The following is a 16,824-nucleotide window of genomic DNA, read 5'->3' on the forward strand; positions in this document are numbered from 1 at the left end:
CACTAATTGAACACAGATGGAGGAAATACTATGACTACAACCACTTACTCACCAATTATTATTGATAGCAACAACAACGAGATCCCTTTTGATGAAAAAAAATTAACTTCTTTTATAAAAAACATCCATCAGCATTATCCAACACTACATATTGATGACTATCTTAATCGAATCATTCATACAGTTATGCAACGTGATACGTACACGGTTGATCAACTTACGAATCTCTTAATTTTAGAAGGGCTCTCCCGTATCAATGAACAAGAGCCAGAGTGGACATACTTTTGTGCACACATCTATTTAAAAAAGCTTTATAAGGAAGCTGCTGCAAATAGAGGCTATGATAGAGAAAAACAATATGGCGACTTTTACGAATTGATTCAAACTCTTGTTTCAAAGGGTCTTTACAATAAAATGCTATTAGAGAATTATTCGAAATCAGAAATTGAAGAAATCGGTAAATTCATTGTGCCTGAAAGAGATCAATTATTTACATACATCGGTCTCCGTACTTTAGCTGATCGTTATTTGACACGCGATTTTACAAAAGAGATTTTCGAGCTTCCACAGGAGCGCTTTTTAATCATTGCGATGACTTTAATGGCAAATGAAAAGAAGGAAAATCGTCTTGCCTTAATTGAACAAGCCTACTGGGCAATGAGTAATTTATATATGACAGTAGCTACACCAACTTTATCAAATGCTGGAAAGCCTGTAGGCCAATTATCTAGCTGTTTCATCGATACGATCGATGATAGTCTTCAAGGCATTTTTGACAGCAATACCGATATTGCCAATTTATCTAAATCAGGTGGCGGAATCGGAGCATATTTCGGTAAAATCCGTAGCCGTGGCAGTGATATAAAAGGCTTCAAAGGTGTTTCTTCAGGTGTCATTCCGTGGATGAAGCAGCTTAATAATACAGCAGTAAGTGTTGATCAGCTCGGGCAACGAAAAGGAGCAATTGCTGTTTATTTAGACGTTTGGCATAAAGATATTTTCTCCTTTTTAGATGCAAAGCTTAATAATGGTGACGAACGGTTGCGAACACATGACTTATTCACTGGTGTTTGTATTCCAGATATCTTTATGGAACAGGTAGAAGCACGTGGTGACTGGTATTTATTTGATCCACATGAGGTTCGCCAAGTGATGGGCTATAGCATTGAGGATTTTTATGATGAGCAAAAAGGCAATGGTTCGTTCCGCGAAAAATATTGGGAATGTGTAGAAAATGAACAGCTATCAAAGGAAAAAGTGCCTGCAATTGAAATTATGAAACGAATTATGATCAGTCAGTTAGAAAGTGGCACTCCTTATATGTTCTATCGTGATGAAGTAAATCGTCATAATGCGAATTCTCATCAAGGAATGATTTACTGCAGCAATCTTTGCACAGAAATTACGCAAAACCAAAGTCCAACAACAGTAGAAGAGCAATACACAGAGGATGGTAAAATTATCACGGTGAAAACACCAGGTGATTTTGTTGTATGTAATCTTTCCTCTATTAATCTTGCGAAAGCAGTTACTGAAGATGTTCTTGAAAAATTAATAAGTATTCAAGTAAGAATGCTTGATAATGTCATAGATTTAAACACAATCCCTGTACTGCAAGCGAAATTAACGAATCAAAAATATCGTGCAATTGGCTTAGGTACGTTCGGCTGGCATCATTTATTAGCATTAAAACAATTAAAGTGGGAAAATGACGAAGCAGTTCATTATGCTGATGAGCTTTATGAAAAAATCTCCTACTTAACGATTAAAGCAAGCTTAGAGCTTGCCAAAGAAAAGGGTTCTTACCCGGTATTTAAAGGTTCTGATTGGGAAACTGGAGCTTATTTTGACAAAAAAGGCTATCGCTCAGATAACAGCAGCCTTGATTGGGACTCATTAAAGTCTGAGATAAGCAAGCATGGAATCCGTAACGGCTATCTAATGGCGGTTGCTCCGAATGCTTCAACATCGATTCTTGCTGGAAGTACTGCAAGTATTGATCCAATCTTCCAAAAGGTTTATTCAGAGGAAAAGAAAGATTATAAGATTCCGGTAACTGTGCCTGATTTAAATCCGACGACAACATGGTTTTACAAATCAGCCTATTTAATTGACCAACGTTGGAGCATTAAACAAAATGCTGCTCGTCAACGACATATTGACCAATCTATTTCCTTTAACTTTTATGTACAAAACACTATTAAAGCGAAAGATTTATTAGAGTTGCATTTAACTGCATGGAAGGAAGGTTTAAAGACTACCTACTATGTCCGCTCTACTTCAAGCACAATTGAAGAATGTGACTCCTGTGCAAGCTAAGCTACATTTAGTTTGCTAGGAGTTTACGATTTATTAAATTGGACAAGCATGTTTTAAGATGAGGAAACCTTCTATAAAGGAGACATATTAAATGACGGAAAAACTATTAACAAAACGAAAAATTATGGATGCAGATGCACCTAATCGTTCAACTGCGATTGTTAACGGCGAAAGCTCTAATGTCTTAAACTGGGATGATGTTGCGTATTCATGGGCATTTCCTAAATATAAAAAAATGCTAAGCAACTTCTGGACACCATTTGAAATCAATATGGCACAGGATACGAAGCAATATCCTAGCCTTTCAGATAATGAAAAGGATGCCTTTCTTAAAATTATCGGCCTCCTTGCCCTTCTCGATAGTATTCAAACAGACTATGCTGGGAAAGTAGCAGATTATTTAACAGATTCAAGTATAAATGCATTAATGATTATTCTCGCTCAACAGGAAGTTATTCATAATCATTCGTATTCATATGTCCTTTCAAGCATAGTCCCAAAACAAGTACAGGACGATGTATTTGAATATTGGCGAAGTGAGCCTACACTTCGTAAGCGAAATGAATTTGTAACTCAAGGCTATCAAGACTTTGCTGAGAACCCGACAGTAGAAAACCTTCTAAAATCAATTGTCTATGACGTCATTTTAGAAGGGCTATTCTTCTATTCCGGCTTTGCATTCTTTTATAACCTTGCTCGTAATCAAAAAATGGTTGCAACGAGCACAATGATTAACTACATTAATCGTGATGAGCAAATCCATGTTGATTTATTCGTTAAAATCTTTAAAGAAGTATTAAGGGAAAACCCAGAATATGATAATGAAGAGCTCGCTACATTTGTAAAAGAAACGTTTATGAAAGCAGCAGAGCTTGAAATTGAATGGGGCCGCACAATCATCGGAAACAAAATTGATGGAATTAATATGCAGGATGTTGAGGATTATATTAAATTTTACACAAATGTCCGTTGTAATCAGCTTGGATTTGATCGTCCATATGAAGGCTATCGAACAAACCCATTAAAATGGATTAAAGCATACGAAGAAGTTGATTTAGGTAAATCAGACTTCTTCGAACAAAAATCTCGACAATATACTAAGGTAAACCATGTTGATAATGGCTTTGATGACTTGTAATAAGCTTTGACCAAATCTCCTACGATTTGGTCTTTTTATTATGATTATCCTAATAAATAAATGGTACACTTTTAGAATGATTGTTCTTTTAAAGTAATGAGGACTCTTCTAAAGCTCAACGGTTAAAGCTAAAGTACAATTTTCAATCCAGACTATTAATGAAAAAACAAATGTAAAATTTTTATTTTCTCCTATTGACCTTTACGCAACGTCAACGTTTATGATGAAACTGTCAGGAGGGTTAGCAATGGAATATACAGTCAACAAGCTTGCTCAGTTATCAGGTGTTAGCGGCCGCACACTTAGATACTACGACCAAATAGGTTTACTGAAGCCAGCTAGAATCAATGAATCTGGATACCGTATTTATAGTGATAAGGAAGTCGATCTTCTTCAACAAATCTTATTTTATCGCGAATTAGAAGTAAGCCTGGAGGACATTATGAACATCATCTCCAAGCCTAGTTTTAATGAAACAGAGGCATTGAAAAATCACTATAAAAATCTTACAAAAAAACGGGACCGTCTTGACAAAATGATTGAAACGATCGAAAAAACGATTGCGAGTAAAGAAGGAGGAATTGATATGCAAGATAAAGATAAATTTGAAGGATTAAAGGAAAAAATGATCGAAGAAAATGAAGCGAAATACGGTAAGGAAATTCGTGAAAAATATGGTGATGAAACAGTTGATGCCAGCAATGCGAAGCTAATGGGGATGTCACAAGAGAAATATGAAGCAATGACAAGCTTAGGTGAGGAAATCAACACCTTACTTAAGAAAGCCTATGAAACGGGTGACCCTTCATCAGAATTAGCACAGGAGCTTGCTGCAAAGCATAAAGAATGGCTAATGTATTCATGGTCAAGTTATTCGAAGGAAGCACATGCCGGGCTCGCTGAAATGTACGTTGCCGATGAACGATTCACCGCTTACTATGACAAAACCGTAAAAGGTGGTACGAAGTTTTTACGCGATGCGATTCTCATTTATCTAGGAATGAATTAACAGGGCTGAAAGTGGTTCAAAACGAAAGGGTCTGACCCCTAAACACAATATATAAACTAATGATAAGTTTATACTAGTGTTTGTTGAGGGGTCTGACCCTTTTTTAGTTTATCCGCTTAATTTAATTTTGGCCGTTTGAATTTTTTTACTAGAATATAAACGATTGCCATACAAAACGCAAAGCACATAATCGGAATAAGATACGGTCTTGCTACTTCTTTAATATACATCCAGTTACTACCTAATTCTACTCCTAAATATAAAAAGAAGATTGTCCAAGGAATCATTGCTGCCGTTGTATAAATCATAAACTTCCAAACTGACATTTTCGCGATGCCCGCAGGAATACTAATGGCATGTCTTACAACCGGGATAAATCTCGCCCCAAAGATGACACCTGTTCCATACTTTTCAAACCATTGCTCCGAAACATCTAAATGGTGTTTATTGATGAAAAGAAACTTGCCATACTTTTCAAGAAAAGGTCTCCCTCCATAGCTTCCTAGCCAATATAAAAATAACTGTGCAATTGTTCCACCGACAACACCTGCGATGACAGCTCCGACAAAATCTATCTTTCCTAAGAGAACCATATACCCACCGTAAGCAAGGACAATTTCGCTCGGTATAATTTCAAGCATTAATCCAAGGGCAATACCAAAATACCCTAGGTCTGTTACCCATTCTAACAAACGTAGAATCGCTTCCTCCATTCGTCCGTTCACACCCTATCTTCAATTTCGTCCAAGCATTCCTTGTCCTTACTATCGTATGAGCGATTTTTTTCAAAATAACTTATTTTTTGTAAAGAGATACTTTTATTGAAAATCCATCTATTTTAGCCGAAAAATCCTCTAGCACGGTCGTTTTTAAAAAAATCTGTCAACTTTTACGTGAAATCTATCAACTATACGTTTAAATCTCCCAACTTTAGAAAATAATTTGTCAACTTTCAATAAAAATCTGTCATTCGACAAAATACAATATCATGTTCCCATTTCGAAAAGAAAAAAACTCTGCCTATGACAGAGTTTTAATGAATATCCTTTTTCTTAAACCGGCCACCACGGACTTCCGCAATGTTACCTACAGCTAAAAACGCTGTTGGGTCATGATCCTCAACAATTGATTTTAGCTTTGCCTCCTCAAGACGAGTGATGACACAGAAAATAACCTTTTTATCATCGCCCGTATAAGCACCTTCCCCATTTAGGTAAGTTACGCCTCGACCTAATCGTGCGATGATCGCATCTCCTATTTCTTGATATTGCTCACTTATTATCCACGCTGACTTCGATTCATCAAGTCCCTCAAGGACAATATCAATCGTTTTAAAGGCAACAAAGTAGGCTATTAAGGAATACATCGCGCGATTCCAGCCAAAGACAAAACCAGCACTTCCGAGAATAAATATATTAAAAAACATAATAATTTCACCAACAGAAAACGGAAGCTTTTTATTAAACAAGATTGCTAATATTTCGGTTCCATCAAGTGAGCCACCATAGCGAATCACCATTCCGACCCCAGCACCTAGAATAATCCCACCAAACACTGTTGCTAAGAGGATATCCTCGGTAAACGCTGGTACTGGATGAAAAATAGCTGTTGCAATCGATAAAACAGATATCCCAAACAATGTAGACAATGCAAAGGTTTTACCAATTTGTTTATAGCCTATGAAAAAGAACGGGATATTTAAAATGAAAATGAACAGTCCAAGATTCATCCCTAATAAATGTGAAAGAATGATGGAAATCCCAACAATTCCTCCGTCGATTACATTATTCGGTACTAAAAATATTTCTAATCCAACCGCCATTAACACCGCACCAATAAAGATAAAAAAAGCACGTTTGGCGATCTTTGATTTTGAAGAGCCCTGATGTTTTTTTAACTGTTCCTTCAATTCCATCGGTATTTCTGTCATATATTTCCCCCTTCATTCATTAATTTCTTTTTTTCTCTTGTTAAAGCTTAAAAAATATTTAAATAAACTAAATGGATGCTTTAATTCATTTAATTATTTTCAAGCGCTTAAGAAACATTATATCGTATATGTTCAAAAATAAGGACTGATATGCATTCCGCCCATTACGTCCTTATGTAAATGAAAAAGTGGTACAAACTAGTATCTACACAAATGATAGTAGGAGGACACATAGTTTATTACCACTTTTTTCATATTTTTCTCAATTTTAATGTTTCCTTTTACTTTTTCTCGTTATGATTCTTTTCAGCTAAATCATTGCCAAAATCTCTGTCAGTAGCAATGGCATCGCTCGCCTTTTTTACTTGCTTTTGTTGATTTTTATGATTGCTTCTTCTAGCCATTCTTTCCCCTCCTATGCAACTTTTTGTCCTTAATTAGTATGGATCAGCGTCATGTCCTAGCTCTTCTGCTAATTCTACAGATTTATCACCATCACGATTGCCAAGAGGCTTTTGTGTTGACCCTTCCTTAGAAGCATTGGCAAGCCCTTCTTTCAAACGTCTTCCGTATTCCTCATCGGCTTCCTCCGCTAGAGCAATCATTTTTTCTTGAATTCTCGGATCACATTTTGATAAATCATTCACAAGATTTGTAATAAGCTCTGTTCTTTCCCATTCTTCAAAGCGACGGTATGTTTCACCAGCCTGCTTCGTATTGCTTTGACGGTCAATCGATTCACGGACGAGACGACCTTCAACCTTTGGCGTATATTCTTTTCCATTTTGCTTTGCTTCTTTTAATCCGCCTAAAATAGATGGTTCATAGTTAATATGCGGATTTTGCCCAGGTGCACGATCAACCTTATATTGCATTTGTCCGCCACTTTGATTTGTAGCAACTCGTTTTTTCGGCGCATTGATCGGCAATTGTAAATAGTTGGCGCCAACACGATATCTTTGTGTATCTGAATATGAGAATGTCCGTCCTTGGAGCATTTTATCATCCGAAAAATCTAAACCATCAACTAAAACCCCTGTACCGAATGCCGCTTGCTCGACTTCCGTAAAATAGTCCTCAGGGTTCTTATTTAAAACCATTCTTCCAACTGGAAGCCATGGGAACTGGTCTTCTGGCCATAGTTTTGTATCATCTAATGGGTCAAAGTCTAGTTCTGGATGGTCATCATCACTCATAATTTGAACGAGCAACTCCCACTCTGGATAATCGCCACGTTCAATTGCTTCATATAAATCCTGTGTTGCATGATTAAAGTTTTTCGCTTGAATTTCCTCTGCCTCTTTTTGTGTTAAATTTTTAATTCCTTGTTTTGGCTCCCAATGATATTTAACAAGAACCGCTTCCCCTTCACTGTTAACCCATTTGTATGTATTTACTCCAGATCCTTGCATCATGCGGTAATTTGCTGGTATTCCCCAAGGAGAATAAACAAATGTAACCATGTGAAAGCTTTCCGGTGAATTTGCACAAAAATCAAAAAAGCGTTCACTATCCTGAATATTTGTAACAGGGTCTGGCTTAAACGCATGAATCATATCTGGAAATTTAAGTGCATCACGAATAAAAAAGATTTTCAAGTTATTACCGACTAAATCCCAGTTTCCATCTTCGGTATAAAATTTGACAGCAAATCCTCTAGGGTCACGTAGTGTTTCAGGCGAATGTCCGCCATGAATAACAGATGAAAATCGAACAAATACAGGGGTTCTTTTCCCCTTTTCTTGGAATAGCTTTGCTCTTGTATACTTTGATACAGGTTCATCACCTGCTGTTCCATATGCTTCAAAATATCCATGTGCTCCGGCACCTCTTGCATGAACAACCCGTTCAGGGATCCGTTCACGGTCAAAATGGCTTATTTTTTCGATAAAATCATAATTTTCTAATGTTGCAGGACCACGGTTCCCAACTGTTCTAATATTTTGGTTATTTGTCACAGGATGTCCTTGCCTATTTGTTAACGTATCCTCATGTTCCTCATTTGTTGGATTTGTATTATCCGTTGTCATTTCTAAACCTCCTCGAATGTCTTATACATGGATTTATTCCACTAGTTAATGTTTCCTATTTTTTAATTAATATCCGAAATTTTACATAAAAAAATACTTGGAGAAGGTCCCAAGTATTTTCTAATCTTTATTTATCTGCAGGAAACGTTAGCCCAATCTGTTTCCTAGCCTCTTCAATTATTCTCCCAGTTATCAACGTGTTTTCATGTGAATTTATTTCTGATTCGATCTGATTCTTCTTAACTAGGCTGACAAATTCCTTTGCTTCATAGTACATGCTATTTTCATCCTGTGCGACTGTCATATCCTCTTCCGTTCCATCCTTGTATCGAATCGTCACCTTCTCTGGGGTATGAATTTTATCAATAATGATACTACCATTTTCCCCTTGAATTTCTGATGGGATATGAGAATCTGTAATTTTCGAATACATAATGACAGCATCCATCTCATCGTAAGTTAATAGCATGCTCCCTTCACCATCGACACCTGATTCTAGCATATAGCTTGAAGCTTGAATTTTGTTTGGTTCACCAAATAGTGTGACCGCGGGATATACACAATAAATCCCAATATCCATTAAAGAACCATTTGAAAATTCCGGCTTAAATGCATTTAGGACAATTCCTTCTTTATATTTGTCATAACGAGATGAATATTGACAATAGCTTGCAAAATATCTGCGGATTTTCCCAATTTTATGTAACGATTCCTTAATTTGAAGAAAATTCGGCAACAATGTTGTTTTCATTGCTTCCATTAAAACAACTGAATGCTTTTTAGCAACAGAAATCATTTCTTCTATTTCCTTTGTATTTGAAGCAATCGGTTTTTCACAAAGAACATGTTTGCCATTTGTCATACAAAGAATTGCCTGCTCAGCATGTAATGAATTCGGGCTTGCTATATAAACTGCATCGAATTCCTGACTTCGTGCAAATTCCGTTAAATCTGTATATGTATGTTGAATCTCATATTTCTTAGCAAATTCAACTGCCTTCTCCTCTGTTCTTGAATAAACCGCTGTAAGTGAAAAATCCTCAACCTTACTCGCAGCTTGTAAAAATCGCTCTGTAATCCAGTTTGTACCGATAATTCCGAAACGAACCATTAAAATCCCTCCAAAAGCTTTTTCTTTGGACAGTATATCGCTTTTTTCAAAGAAGAAAAAGATTTGACTTTATCAGCTAGTAGAACTTTACTAGTTGTCACCTTACCTTCTGACTAAAAATATGTCATAATAGGGGAATGAATCACACTACATAGCCTAAGAAATGACAAGTAGTAAAGGAGACAAACAAATGAAAAAACTAATCGCAATCGACCTTGATGGCACATTATTGTCATCCCATATCGAGATATCTCAAGAAAATGTCCAAGCTATCCAAAAAGCACAAGATGCTGGTCATATCGTTATGATTTGTTCCGGTCGTGCACCAGAGGATATTAAGAACGTTCTTGCTAAAACTCCCCTATCATGCCCATTAGCAGGGAGCAATGGGACAATGGTTGTTGCCGACGGAAAACTACTAAGTCAAATCTCGATTAATAAAGAAAATGTTAACACAGTCGCACAGATTCTAAATGAAAAAAAATATCCATTTAAAGTTTATACAAGTCACGGCATTTATGTTGCTTCATCTTGGACTGAACGGATATTAGCATTTTTAGAGGAAAACAAAGAATTTTGTAACAATTTATCTTCAAAAGAATATAAATTTTTAACTGAACAACCTAAAGAAACAGATACAGTTAAAATCTTTGAAAACATAGACGATGTCTTAGCAAAAAAGGATCTCGCTGTCCAAAAATTCTTCATCCCAACAATTTCAGGGAAAATGGAGCTTATTTCTACACTTGAAAAAATTGAGGGGATTTCGATTACAACGTCTGGACCTTATAATGTTGAAATTATGGACGTAAACGGAAATAAAGGAAACGGTATAAAAGTAATGGCAGAGTATTTCTCGATTCCAATCGAAGACACAGTAGCTATTGGGGATAACTTCAATGATGTACCAATGATGGATGTTGCGGGATTATCCATTGCAATGGAAAACGGAGACCCAACAGTTAAGGAAAAAGCCGATGTTGTCACATTATCAAATAATGAGCACGGTGTAGCACATGCAATTGAAAAATATATTTTAAATAATCATTAACTTTATACAAGATTCGAGCAAACATCCTCTCCTAAACCTATTATTTGTTTGGAAAAGATGTTTGCTCTTTTATTTCCTCTGATTTCATCGTAGTTGAAACAAATTTCAGCACTTTCTTTGAAATAAAGTATCCTAATAGATGATGCAAAATTAGATATTTTGATGATTTATTATCCTTTAAAAATTTCAGTCTTGCTAAAAGATAATCAATACCATTAACACAAATCAATAACAAAAATTTTACCCTTCTCGATTTCAATTGATTCAACCCTATCTGAATCAAGGCAAAGCTAGAAGCATAAAAAGGAATCATTGTGTAATGCTCTTTCCAAGTATGGATACGGCCTCTACCTAATTTGAAATTTTTGAATATAGCCAGAAAAAATAATCCTGTCGAACCTATTGAATAAATCGATAAGTATTCTGTTATTTTCCTAACGAGAAAATAATTTTTCCTCAATAATTTATTCCAACTGTCACTTAAGAAAAAATAGACAAATGTGAAGACGAATGTATATGAAGTCTTCCACCACTTTGTTCGAAAGATTTTCCATTTAATAAATAGCCTCTCAATAATTGAAAAATAAGTTGAAAATAACACCTTCCACTTCCAATTTAACTTGAATGCTGATATAAAGGTAGCGACAATCGGCACATAAATAGCCTGTGAAAAGACTGCACCTAATATATTATCATGAACTTTATTTTTCACTATTTTTGGTAAATACGTATATCCTTTTAAGAAGTTTAAGACTACTGCCTCAAATATATAGGCAAAACCAATGTTTGAAAAAAGCAATACTAATAAGCTCTTGTCATTTTTCTTTCTTACCGTATAAATTAGCATTACAACATGAATAACTAATAAAATAATAAACGGAATTGTATTTTTACGTCTTCTATTTAGTGTTCGCATTGGTAATCAATCCCTGCTGCTCTAAATCATGTAAATATAGTTTTAGCCACTCTAGGATAATTATACATGTATACTTCTGTTAAGAAATTTAGCAAAAACAATTAACTTGTTCGCAATTTCCTAAAGGTGTTTTTTCCCCTTCCGATTGAAGTGAGGTGTGTTTAATATGTAATTTCTCTTCTAACTCCTGTCGAATAAGGCATAATAAATTATCGTTATTTACATCTAGAAAAATTTTAAAGAATTAACCTAACTACTAAGATCAAGACTGACTAAGGAATTTACCTAAAAAGGTTTGCTTACAGCCTTAATAGTAGACAAACCCTTTCCTTCAAAAAACCCCCTCGTAAAATTAATCATTTTCACAATAGCCCTCAGCCTGATTATGTGAATCAATTTGAATTTATTATGATATAAAAATCCAGATATTCTTAAAAAAATACTAATAATACTTTAATTGGCCTTGTTGATTATCCTTTAAAATAAAAGTAGTAAGCGATTTCATAATGAAGGAGGCGATAGTAGATAGAAAATACTTATAAAATCATTTTCACACTCAATCCGATGCTGCAACTGTCCTTTCATTGTAAATCCATATCTATTAAAAAAGTTACCTAAATTATTTACTCTTCCCAAAATAAAATTGCGCTTATACAGGTTTTCCCTTATTAAACACTGTCAATTAAATCAACAAGACACTATCTGAAAGTTTTCAGACACATCAACCATGATTTTTATATGATAAAAGGAGGTTCAACTATGCTAAAAGGCTTTAAAAAAGTAATAAGTATTGTTTCTATTGCAGCTATTGTACTAGGAATGCAAAGTCCAGTTCTTGGAAGTAGCGCTAATACTAAAAATAATGGCAAAGGTGCCGGGCTATCAAAAGATAACGGACGTAAATGGTCTGTAGTTGAATCAGGTGAAATAAACTATGTCACAAATAGAAATGGTCCAACTTTAGGTTATTCAGTAAACTCAGGTGTTGAATATATCATTAAGGGTGGATACGCATTTAAGGACTTGAACAAGAATAAAAAGTTAGATAAATATGAAGATTGGCGACTTTCTGTTGAAGAACGTGCTAAGGATTTATCATCAAAAATGTCAATTGAACAAATTTCCGGTTTAATGCTATACAGCTCGCATCAAAGTATTAATTCCGCTGAATTAACTGAAGCTCAGAGAAGTTATATAGTTAATGATAATCTTCGCCACGTATTGATTACACGTGTTGCAAGTCCAGAGACGGCGGCACAATGGAATAATCATGCTCAAGCCTTGGCTGAAGGATTGGGTTTAGGTATTCCATTAAATAATAGTTCAGATCCACGCCACGGTTCAGATTCGAGTGCAGAGTTTAATGCTGGAGCTGGCGGAGATATTTCAATGTGGCCAGAGTCTATCGGGTTAGCTGCCACTTTTGATCCTGAGATTATTGAGGAATTTGGTGAAATTGCTTCAAAGGAGTATCGTGCACTTGGAATTTCAACAGCACTTTCACCACAAATTGACATTGCAACTGATCCTCGTTGGTATCGGTTCCCAGGTACATTTGGTGAAGATCCGAACCTTTCTGCAGACATGGCTCGAGCCTATGCTGATGGGTTCCAAACATCTAGCGGAGAAGATGAAATCGCTAATGCGTGGGGATACACAAGTGTCAATACAATGGCAAAACACTGGCCTGGCGGTGGATCTGGTGAGGCTGGCCGTGACGCGCATTATCCTTTTGGCAAATACGCCGTTTATCCAGGTAACAACTTTGATGAACATCTTATTCCGTTTTTAAAAGGTGCATTTGACTTAAAAGGTGGTACAGGCTCAGTTTCTGCCATTATGCCTTACTATACAATTTCATGGAATCAAGATACAAAGTATGGCGAGAATGTTGGAAATTCATATAGTAAATATATGATCAATGATCTTTTAAGAAATAAGTATGGTTATGAAGGAGTCATTACGACAGACTGGGGAATAACCGAGGATATTGGTTATGAAATCGATGATATGGAGAAATTCGGTTATGGAACGTCATGGGGTGTTGAACATCTTACCGTTCCAGAACGATTCTATAAAGTGATTATGAACGGTGTGGACCAATTTGGCGGTGTTGATGAATCTGATGATATATTAGCCGCATATGAAATGGGTGTTGAGGAACATGGAGAAGAATTCATGCGCAATCGTTTCGAGGAATCAGCAGTTAGATTGTTAAAAAACATTTTCCAAGTAGGTCTATTCGAAAATCCTTATCTTGACGTTAAAGAGACATCTGAAACTGTCGGTAATGCTGAATTTATGGAAGCAGGTTTTGAAGCACAACTCAAGTCGATTGTCATGCTCAAGAACAAAGATAATGTGTTACCACTGAAAGCAAAGAATAATAAAAAATTAACAGCCTATGTCCCTGAACGCTGGTATCCTCCAGTGAAAGCTCGCTTTGGTGGAGGAGTTACACCTGGTTATTTTGCAGTTCCATTTAATCTTGATGTTGTAAAAAAATATTTTCATGTTACAAATGATCCTAGTAAAGCGGATTTTGCACTAGTTGGAATCAAAAGTCCCGATGGCGGTCTTGGTTATTCTGTTGAAGATCGCAAAAGTGGCGGAAATGGTTACTTACCAATCACCCTCCAATACGGTGAATATACAGCTGAATTTGCTAGAGAAGTAAGTATAGCTGGTGGACATCCAACAGAAGATTTCACAAATAGATCTTACAAAGGTAAAACAGTCACAGCTGCAAATACAAAAGATCTCGATCTTGTACTTGAAACAAAAAAGAAAATGGGTGACAAGCCTGTCATTGTTTCAATCAACATGAGTACTCCGTCAGTACTTGCTGAATTTGAGGGTAAGGTCGATGGAATTCTCGTAAACTTTGGTGTCCAAGACCAAGCGATACTTGATATTGTTTCAGGTAATGTTGAACCTTCAGGGCTTCTCCCATTCCAAATGCCAGCTAACATGAAGACTGTAGAAGAGCAATATGAAGATGTTCCACATGATATGGAGGTACACATTGATACAGAAGGAAATGCTTATGACTTCACCTTTGGCTTAAACTGGGATGGAGTGATTAACGATTCTCGAGTAGAAAAGTATCGTACGGTGGACTAATTAAAATGTGTCAGACACTCTAACGGAAAGTTTCGATGTTAAGTGACTGATTTCATATGTATACCTCTTTATAAAATAGAGCTTGAAAACACATTGTATAGTATATATAGCCAAGCCCTCTAACTAATGATAGGCTTGGCTAGCTTTTTGTGTTAATCATTAGGACAGCCTTCATTTTGTCTTAAATGTCCTGAACGGTTTACCTTCGTTTGTAAATATTTTTCATTGTATTCAGATATATCTCCCCATAAAGGTATCCGATCATTTAGAGGCAATCCTGCATCTTTTAATGCTGCTAATTTTTTTGGATTGTTTGTAATGAGTGTTACTGGCTTTTTGCGTAATCGTTTAAGAACTAAAATCGCATCATCATAGTTTCTTGCGTCATCGACAAAGCCAAGACCTTCATTTGCCTCAACTGTATCAAAGCCATTCTCCTGAAGGATATACGCCATTGCTTTACTAAAGAGGCCAATTCCTCTACCTTCATGATTAGCAAGATAAAATAACGCACCAGTCCCATGTTTAACAATCATTTTCATCGATTGCTTCAGCTGAAAGCCACAATCACATCTTTTGCTTCCAAAAATATCCCCTGTATGACAAATGGAATGCATGCGAATAAGCGCTTCATCATTTTCCGCGAAATCACCATAAACTAAAACGCTTGATTGTTGATGCTCAGCTAGATTCGCCGACGATAATGTTTTAATAATTTGTTCATAATTATCTGTAACAGTATCGCAATTCAACCAGCAATACCACTGAAATTCTACTGTTTCTCCATATAAATTAACAGGCAATTTTATTGGTCCGACTAAGTATATAGCTCCTTTTTCGGTTTCAATTAATTGAATTTTATTTTCTAGCAAAGACATAACCTTCGAATCCAATTTCGCTTCAGCCAAAATGGTACCTCCTTTTTAACGAAAAACCTTGTATGTTTTCATAAAGCCAAAAGTTATAACGTAACAGTCTCGGCTTATTATCTGTGAATTGCATTTTAATCATACACACGAAAGGAGGCTCCATTTGCTTAAAAAAGCTAATCTGATTAATCATTTAAAGATTGTAAAGAACTTCTTCTTTCAAAAAGCAAAATATTTCTCCATCTACCATTAAGCTTACTAATACGTTCTCTCACTCCTACCTCTCTAAATCCAGCCTGCTTGTGCAAGTGAATACTTCCTATATTTTCTTGAAAGATGCTGGCTTGTAACGTCCAAAATCCACATTCCTCACTTGCTTTAATTAAAGTATTTAATAGTAGCCTTCCAATTCCTTTTCCCTTATACTCTGTACGAACATAAATGCTTACCTCTGCAACACCTGAATATGCTGCTCTACTCGAGAACGGACTTAGGGCTGTCCAACCAACTACCTTATCATCGAGAATGGCAACAAAGCGACAGTCAGCTATATGGCCAGCGTCCCATTCCTCCCATTTTGGTGCTTCTGTTTGAAACGTAGCAATTCCTGTTGCGATTCCTTCTTCATATATTTCTTTCACCTGTTCCCAGTGTATCTGTTGTAAATCTTTAATTTGTAGCATAACTTTACGTCCCCTTCAAAACTTTTATCGTCTCATCGACTTTCTTTGATTATACAAGTTGACAGATGATAATCCCAATTATATAGTAAAAATATCAAAAATTTTTGATGAAGTAAGGAAGTGAATGAGAATTGAATAAGGAGCTAGAACAGCAAGATGCTTCATTAGAAAAAACGTTTGAAATGTATGAGGGTAAATTTAAAGCGATTGCCGATAAAAAAAGATTGCAAATTATGAATCTCCTTACACAAAAAGGAGAGATAAACGTAAATGACCTAGCCCCAATGATGAATATGGCACAATCAAAGCTTTCCTATCATTTAAAAATCCTGTTAGATGCCAATCTTATCATAAGAGAAACGAGAGGGACTTGGAATTATTACAGGCTTAATCTTGACGAAGTGAACCACTTATTATCAGCAGAGCTCTGTTGTTTATTTAGACCTACCTGTTAACAATTATTTCATTTAAAATCGTTTCAAGAAAGTAAATTCACATGTACTCAAGCTTAAGCTAATTGCCACCAAATAAAAACCACCCGTGATAACGGGTGGTTTTCTCTGCGGCTGAAAGCCTTTGTTACTGACCAAACCCTAAAGGGCTTCTGAACGGTTCCCCACGTGTACTACTTCTACTGGCCAGACC

General features: G+C 36.0%; 14 protein-coding genes. 6 read left to right on the forward strand and 8 right to left on the reverse strand.

Annotated elements, in window-relative coordinates; genetic code table 11:
• The first annotated feature begins 30 nt into the window (after positions 1-30).
• From ACTJJ9_RS05865 to ACTJJ9_RS05875, 3 genes are all read left to right on the forward strand, one after another.
• Positions 31-2,319 carry a ribonucleoside-diphosphate reductase subunit alpha gene (locus ACTJJ9_RS05865; protein ID WP_440768526.1) on the forward strand — a complete coding sequence of 763 codons (2,289 nt, stop codon included), beginning with the start codon at positions 31-33 and terminating at the stop codon, positions 2,317-2,319.
• Between the two features lie 91 nt (positions 2,320-2,410).
• A complete protein-coding gene (locus ACTJJ9_RS05870) occupies positions 2,411-3,457 on the forward strand; it encodes a ribonucleotide-diphosphate reductase subunit beta (protein ID WP_174881521.1) in 1,047 nt (348 codons plus the stop codon).
• Between the two features lie 247 nt (positions 3,458-3,704).
• The gene (locus ACTJJ9_RS05875) at positions 3,705-4,466 is read left to right on the forward strand and encodes a MerR family transcriptional regulator (RefSeq protein ID WP_440768527.1); all 762 of its coding nucleotides are present in this window, start codon (positions 3,705-3,707) and stop codon (positions 4,464-4,466) included.
• Positions 4,467-4,582: 116 nt separating this feature from the next.
• Here ACTJJ9_RS05875 and ACTJJ9_RS05880 read toward each other — a convergent pair whose 3' ends face one another.
• The 5 genes from ACTJJ9_RS05880 to ACTJJ9_RS05900 all read right to left on the reverse strand — a co-directional run bounded on the left by ACTJJ9_RS05880 (position 4,583) and on the right by ACTJJ9_RS05900 (position 9,537).
• The gene (locus tag ACTJJ9_RS05880) at positions 4,583-5,179 is read right to left on the reverse strand and encodes a DedA family protein (RefSeq protein ID WP_145583405.1); all 597 of its coding nucleotides are present in this window, start codon (positions 5,177-5,179) and stop codon (positions 4,583-4,585) included.
• Between the two features lie 320 nt (positions 5,180-5,499).
• On the reverse strand, positions 5,500-6,381 hold the full coding sequence (locus tag ACTJJ9_RS05885) for a YitT family protein (RefSeq protein ID WP_412962488.1): 882 nt from the start codon (positions 6,379-6,381) through the stop codon (positions 5,500-5,502).
• Positions 6,382-6,677: 296 nt separating this feature from the next.
• A complete protein-coding gene (locus ACTJJ9_RS05890; RefSeq protein WP_255451970.1) occupies positions 6,678-6,800 on the reverse strand; it encodes a hypothetical protein in 123 nt (40 codons plus the stop codon).
• Between the two features lie 33 nt (positions 6,801-6,833).
• Positions 6,834-8,426 carry a catalase gene (locus tag ACTJJ9_RS05895; protein ID WP_440768528.1) on the reverse strand — a complete coding sequence of 531 codons (1,593 nt, stop codon included), beginning with the start codon at positions 8,424-8,426 and terminating at the stop codon, positions 6,834-6,836.
• A 127-nt stretch (positions 8,427-8,553) separates the two neighbouring features.
• Positions 8,554-9,537: a Gfo/Idh/MocA family protein gene (locus ACTJJ9_RS05900; RefSeq protein ID WP_440768529.1), complete on the reverse strand. Its 984-nt coding sequence runs from the start codon at positions 9,535-9,537 to the stop codon at positions 8,554-8,556.
• 190 nt (positions 9,538-9,727) lie between these two features.
• Between ACTJJ9_RS05900 and ACTJJ9_RS05905 the strand changes: the two genes are divergently transcribed.
• Positions 9,728-10,588 (forward strand): Cof-type HAD-IIB family hydrolase, encoded by an 861-nt coding sequence (locus tag ACTJJ9_RS05905; protein WP_440768530.1) that lies wholly within the window; start codon positions 9,728-9,730, stop codon positions 10,586-10,588.
• A gap of 40 nt (positions 10,589-10,628) precedes the next feature.
• On the opposite strand, the gene ACTJJ9_RS05910 is transcribed toward ACTJJ9_RS05905, so the two are convergent.
• On the reverse strand, positions 10,629-11,504 hold the full coding sequence (locus ACTJJ9_RS05910) for a hypothetical protein (RefSeq protein ID WP_095301037.1): 876 nt from the start codon (positions 11,502-11,504) through the stop codon (positions 10,629-10,631).
• 759 nt (positions 11,505-12,263) lie between these two features.
• Between ACTJJ9_RS05910 and ACTJJ9_RS05915 the strand changes: the two genes are divergently transcribed.
• Positions 12,264-14,627, forward strand: coding sequence for a glycoside hydrolase family 3 N-terminal domain-containing protein (locus ACTJJ9_RS05915; RefSeq protein ID WP_440768531.1), 2,364 nt, complete (start codon positions 12,264-12,266; stop codon positions 14,625-14,627).
• Between the two features lie 152 nt (positions 14,628-14,779).
• Here ACTJJ9_RS05915 and ACTJJ9_RS05920 read toward each other — a convergent pair whose 3' ends face one another.
• Complete coding sequence (locus ACTJJ9_RS05920) at positions 14,780-15,535, reverse strand: GTP cyclohydrolase II (protein ID WP_440768532.1); 756 nt, start codon at positions 15,533-15,535, stop codon at positions 14,780-14,782.
• A gap of 146 nt (positions 15,536-15,681) precedes the next feature.
• Entirely contained in the window at positions 15,682-16,179 is a 498-nt protein-coding gene (locus tag ACTJJ9_RS05925; RefSeq protein WP_440768533.1) for an N-acetyltransferase family protein, read from the reverse strand.
• Positions 16,180-16,361: 182 nt separating this feature from the next.
• Here ACTJJ9_RS05925 and ACTJJ9_RS05930 point away from each other — a divergent pair, with 182 nt between their 5' ends.
• On the forward strand, positions 16,362-16,634 hold the full coding sequence (locus tag ACTJJ9_RS05930) for an ArsR/SmtB family transcription factor (protein WP_095301058.1): 273 nt from the start codon (positions 16,362-16,364) through the stop codon (positions 16,632-16,634).
• Positions 16,635-16,824: the final 190 nt, after the last annotated feature.

It is taken from the genome of Metabacillus sp. 22489 (assembly GCF_052044855.1).
GTDB lineage: Bacteria > Bacillota > Bacilli > Bacillales > Bacillaceae > Metabacillus > Metabacillus niabensis.

What these genes read in the sequence shown, in the direction of transcription:
- ACTJJ9_RS05865 (WP_440768526.1), top strand. Translation starts at nt 31, where the DNA reads ATGACTACAACCACTTACTCACCAATTATTATTGATAGCAACAACAAC.
- ACTJJ9_RS05870 (WP_174881521.1), top strand. Translation starts at nt 2,411, where the DNA reads ATGACGGAAAAACTATTAACAAAACGAAAAATTATGGATGCAGATGCA.
- ACTJJ9_RS05875 (WP_440768527.1), top strand. Translation starts at nt 3,705, where the DNA reads ATGGAATATACAGTCAACAAGCTTGCTCAGTTATCAGGTGTTAGCGGC.
- ACTJJ9_RS05880 (WP_145583405.1), bottom strand. Translation starts at nt 5,179, where the DNA reads ATGGAGGAAGCGATTCTACGTTTGTTAGAATGGGTAACAGACCTAGGG.
- ACTJJ9_RS05885 (WP_412962488.1), bottom strand. Translation starts at nt 6,381, where the DNA reads ATGGAATTGAAGGAACAGTTAAAAAAACATCAGGGCTCTTCAAAATCA.
- ACTJJ9_RS05890 (WP_255451970.1), bottom strand. Translation starts at nt 6,800, where the DNA reads ATGGCTAGAAGAAGCAATCATAAAAATCAACAAAAGCAAGTAAAAAAG.
- ACTJJ9_RS05895 (WP_440768528.1), bottom strand. Translation starts at nt 8,426, where the DNA reads ATGACAACGGATAATACAAATCCAACAAATGAGGAACATGAGGATACG.
- ACTJJ9_RS05900 (WP_440768529.1), bottom strand. Translation starts at nt 9,537, where the DNA reads ATGGTTCGTTTCGGAATTATCGGTACAAACTGGATTACAGAGCGATTT.
- ACTJJ9_RS05905 (WP_440768530.1), top strand. Translation starts at nt 9,728, where the DNA reads ATGAAAAAACTAATCGCAATCGACCTTGATGGCACATTATTGTCATCC.
- ACTJJ9_RS05910 (WP_095301037.1), bottom strand. Translation starts at nt 11,504, where the DNA reads ATGCGAACACTAAATAGAAGACGTAAAAATACAATTCCGTTTATTATT.
- ACTJJ9_RS05915 (WP_440768531.1), top strand. Translation starts at nt 12,264, where the DNA reads ATGCTAAAAGGCTTTAAAAAAGTAATAAGTATTGTTTCTATTGCAGCT.
- ACTJJ9_RS05925 (WP_440768533.1), bottom strand. Translation starts at nt 16,179, where the DNA reads ATGCTACAAATTAAAGATTTACAACAGATACACTGGGAACAGGTGAAA.
- ACTJJ9_RS05930 (WP_095301058.1), top strand. Translation starts at nt 16,362, where the DNA reads ATGTATGAGGGTAAATTTAAAGCGATTGCCGATAAAAAAAGATTGCAA.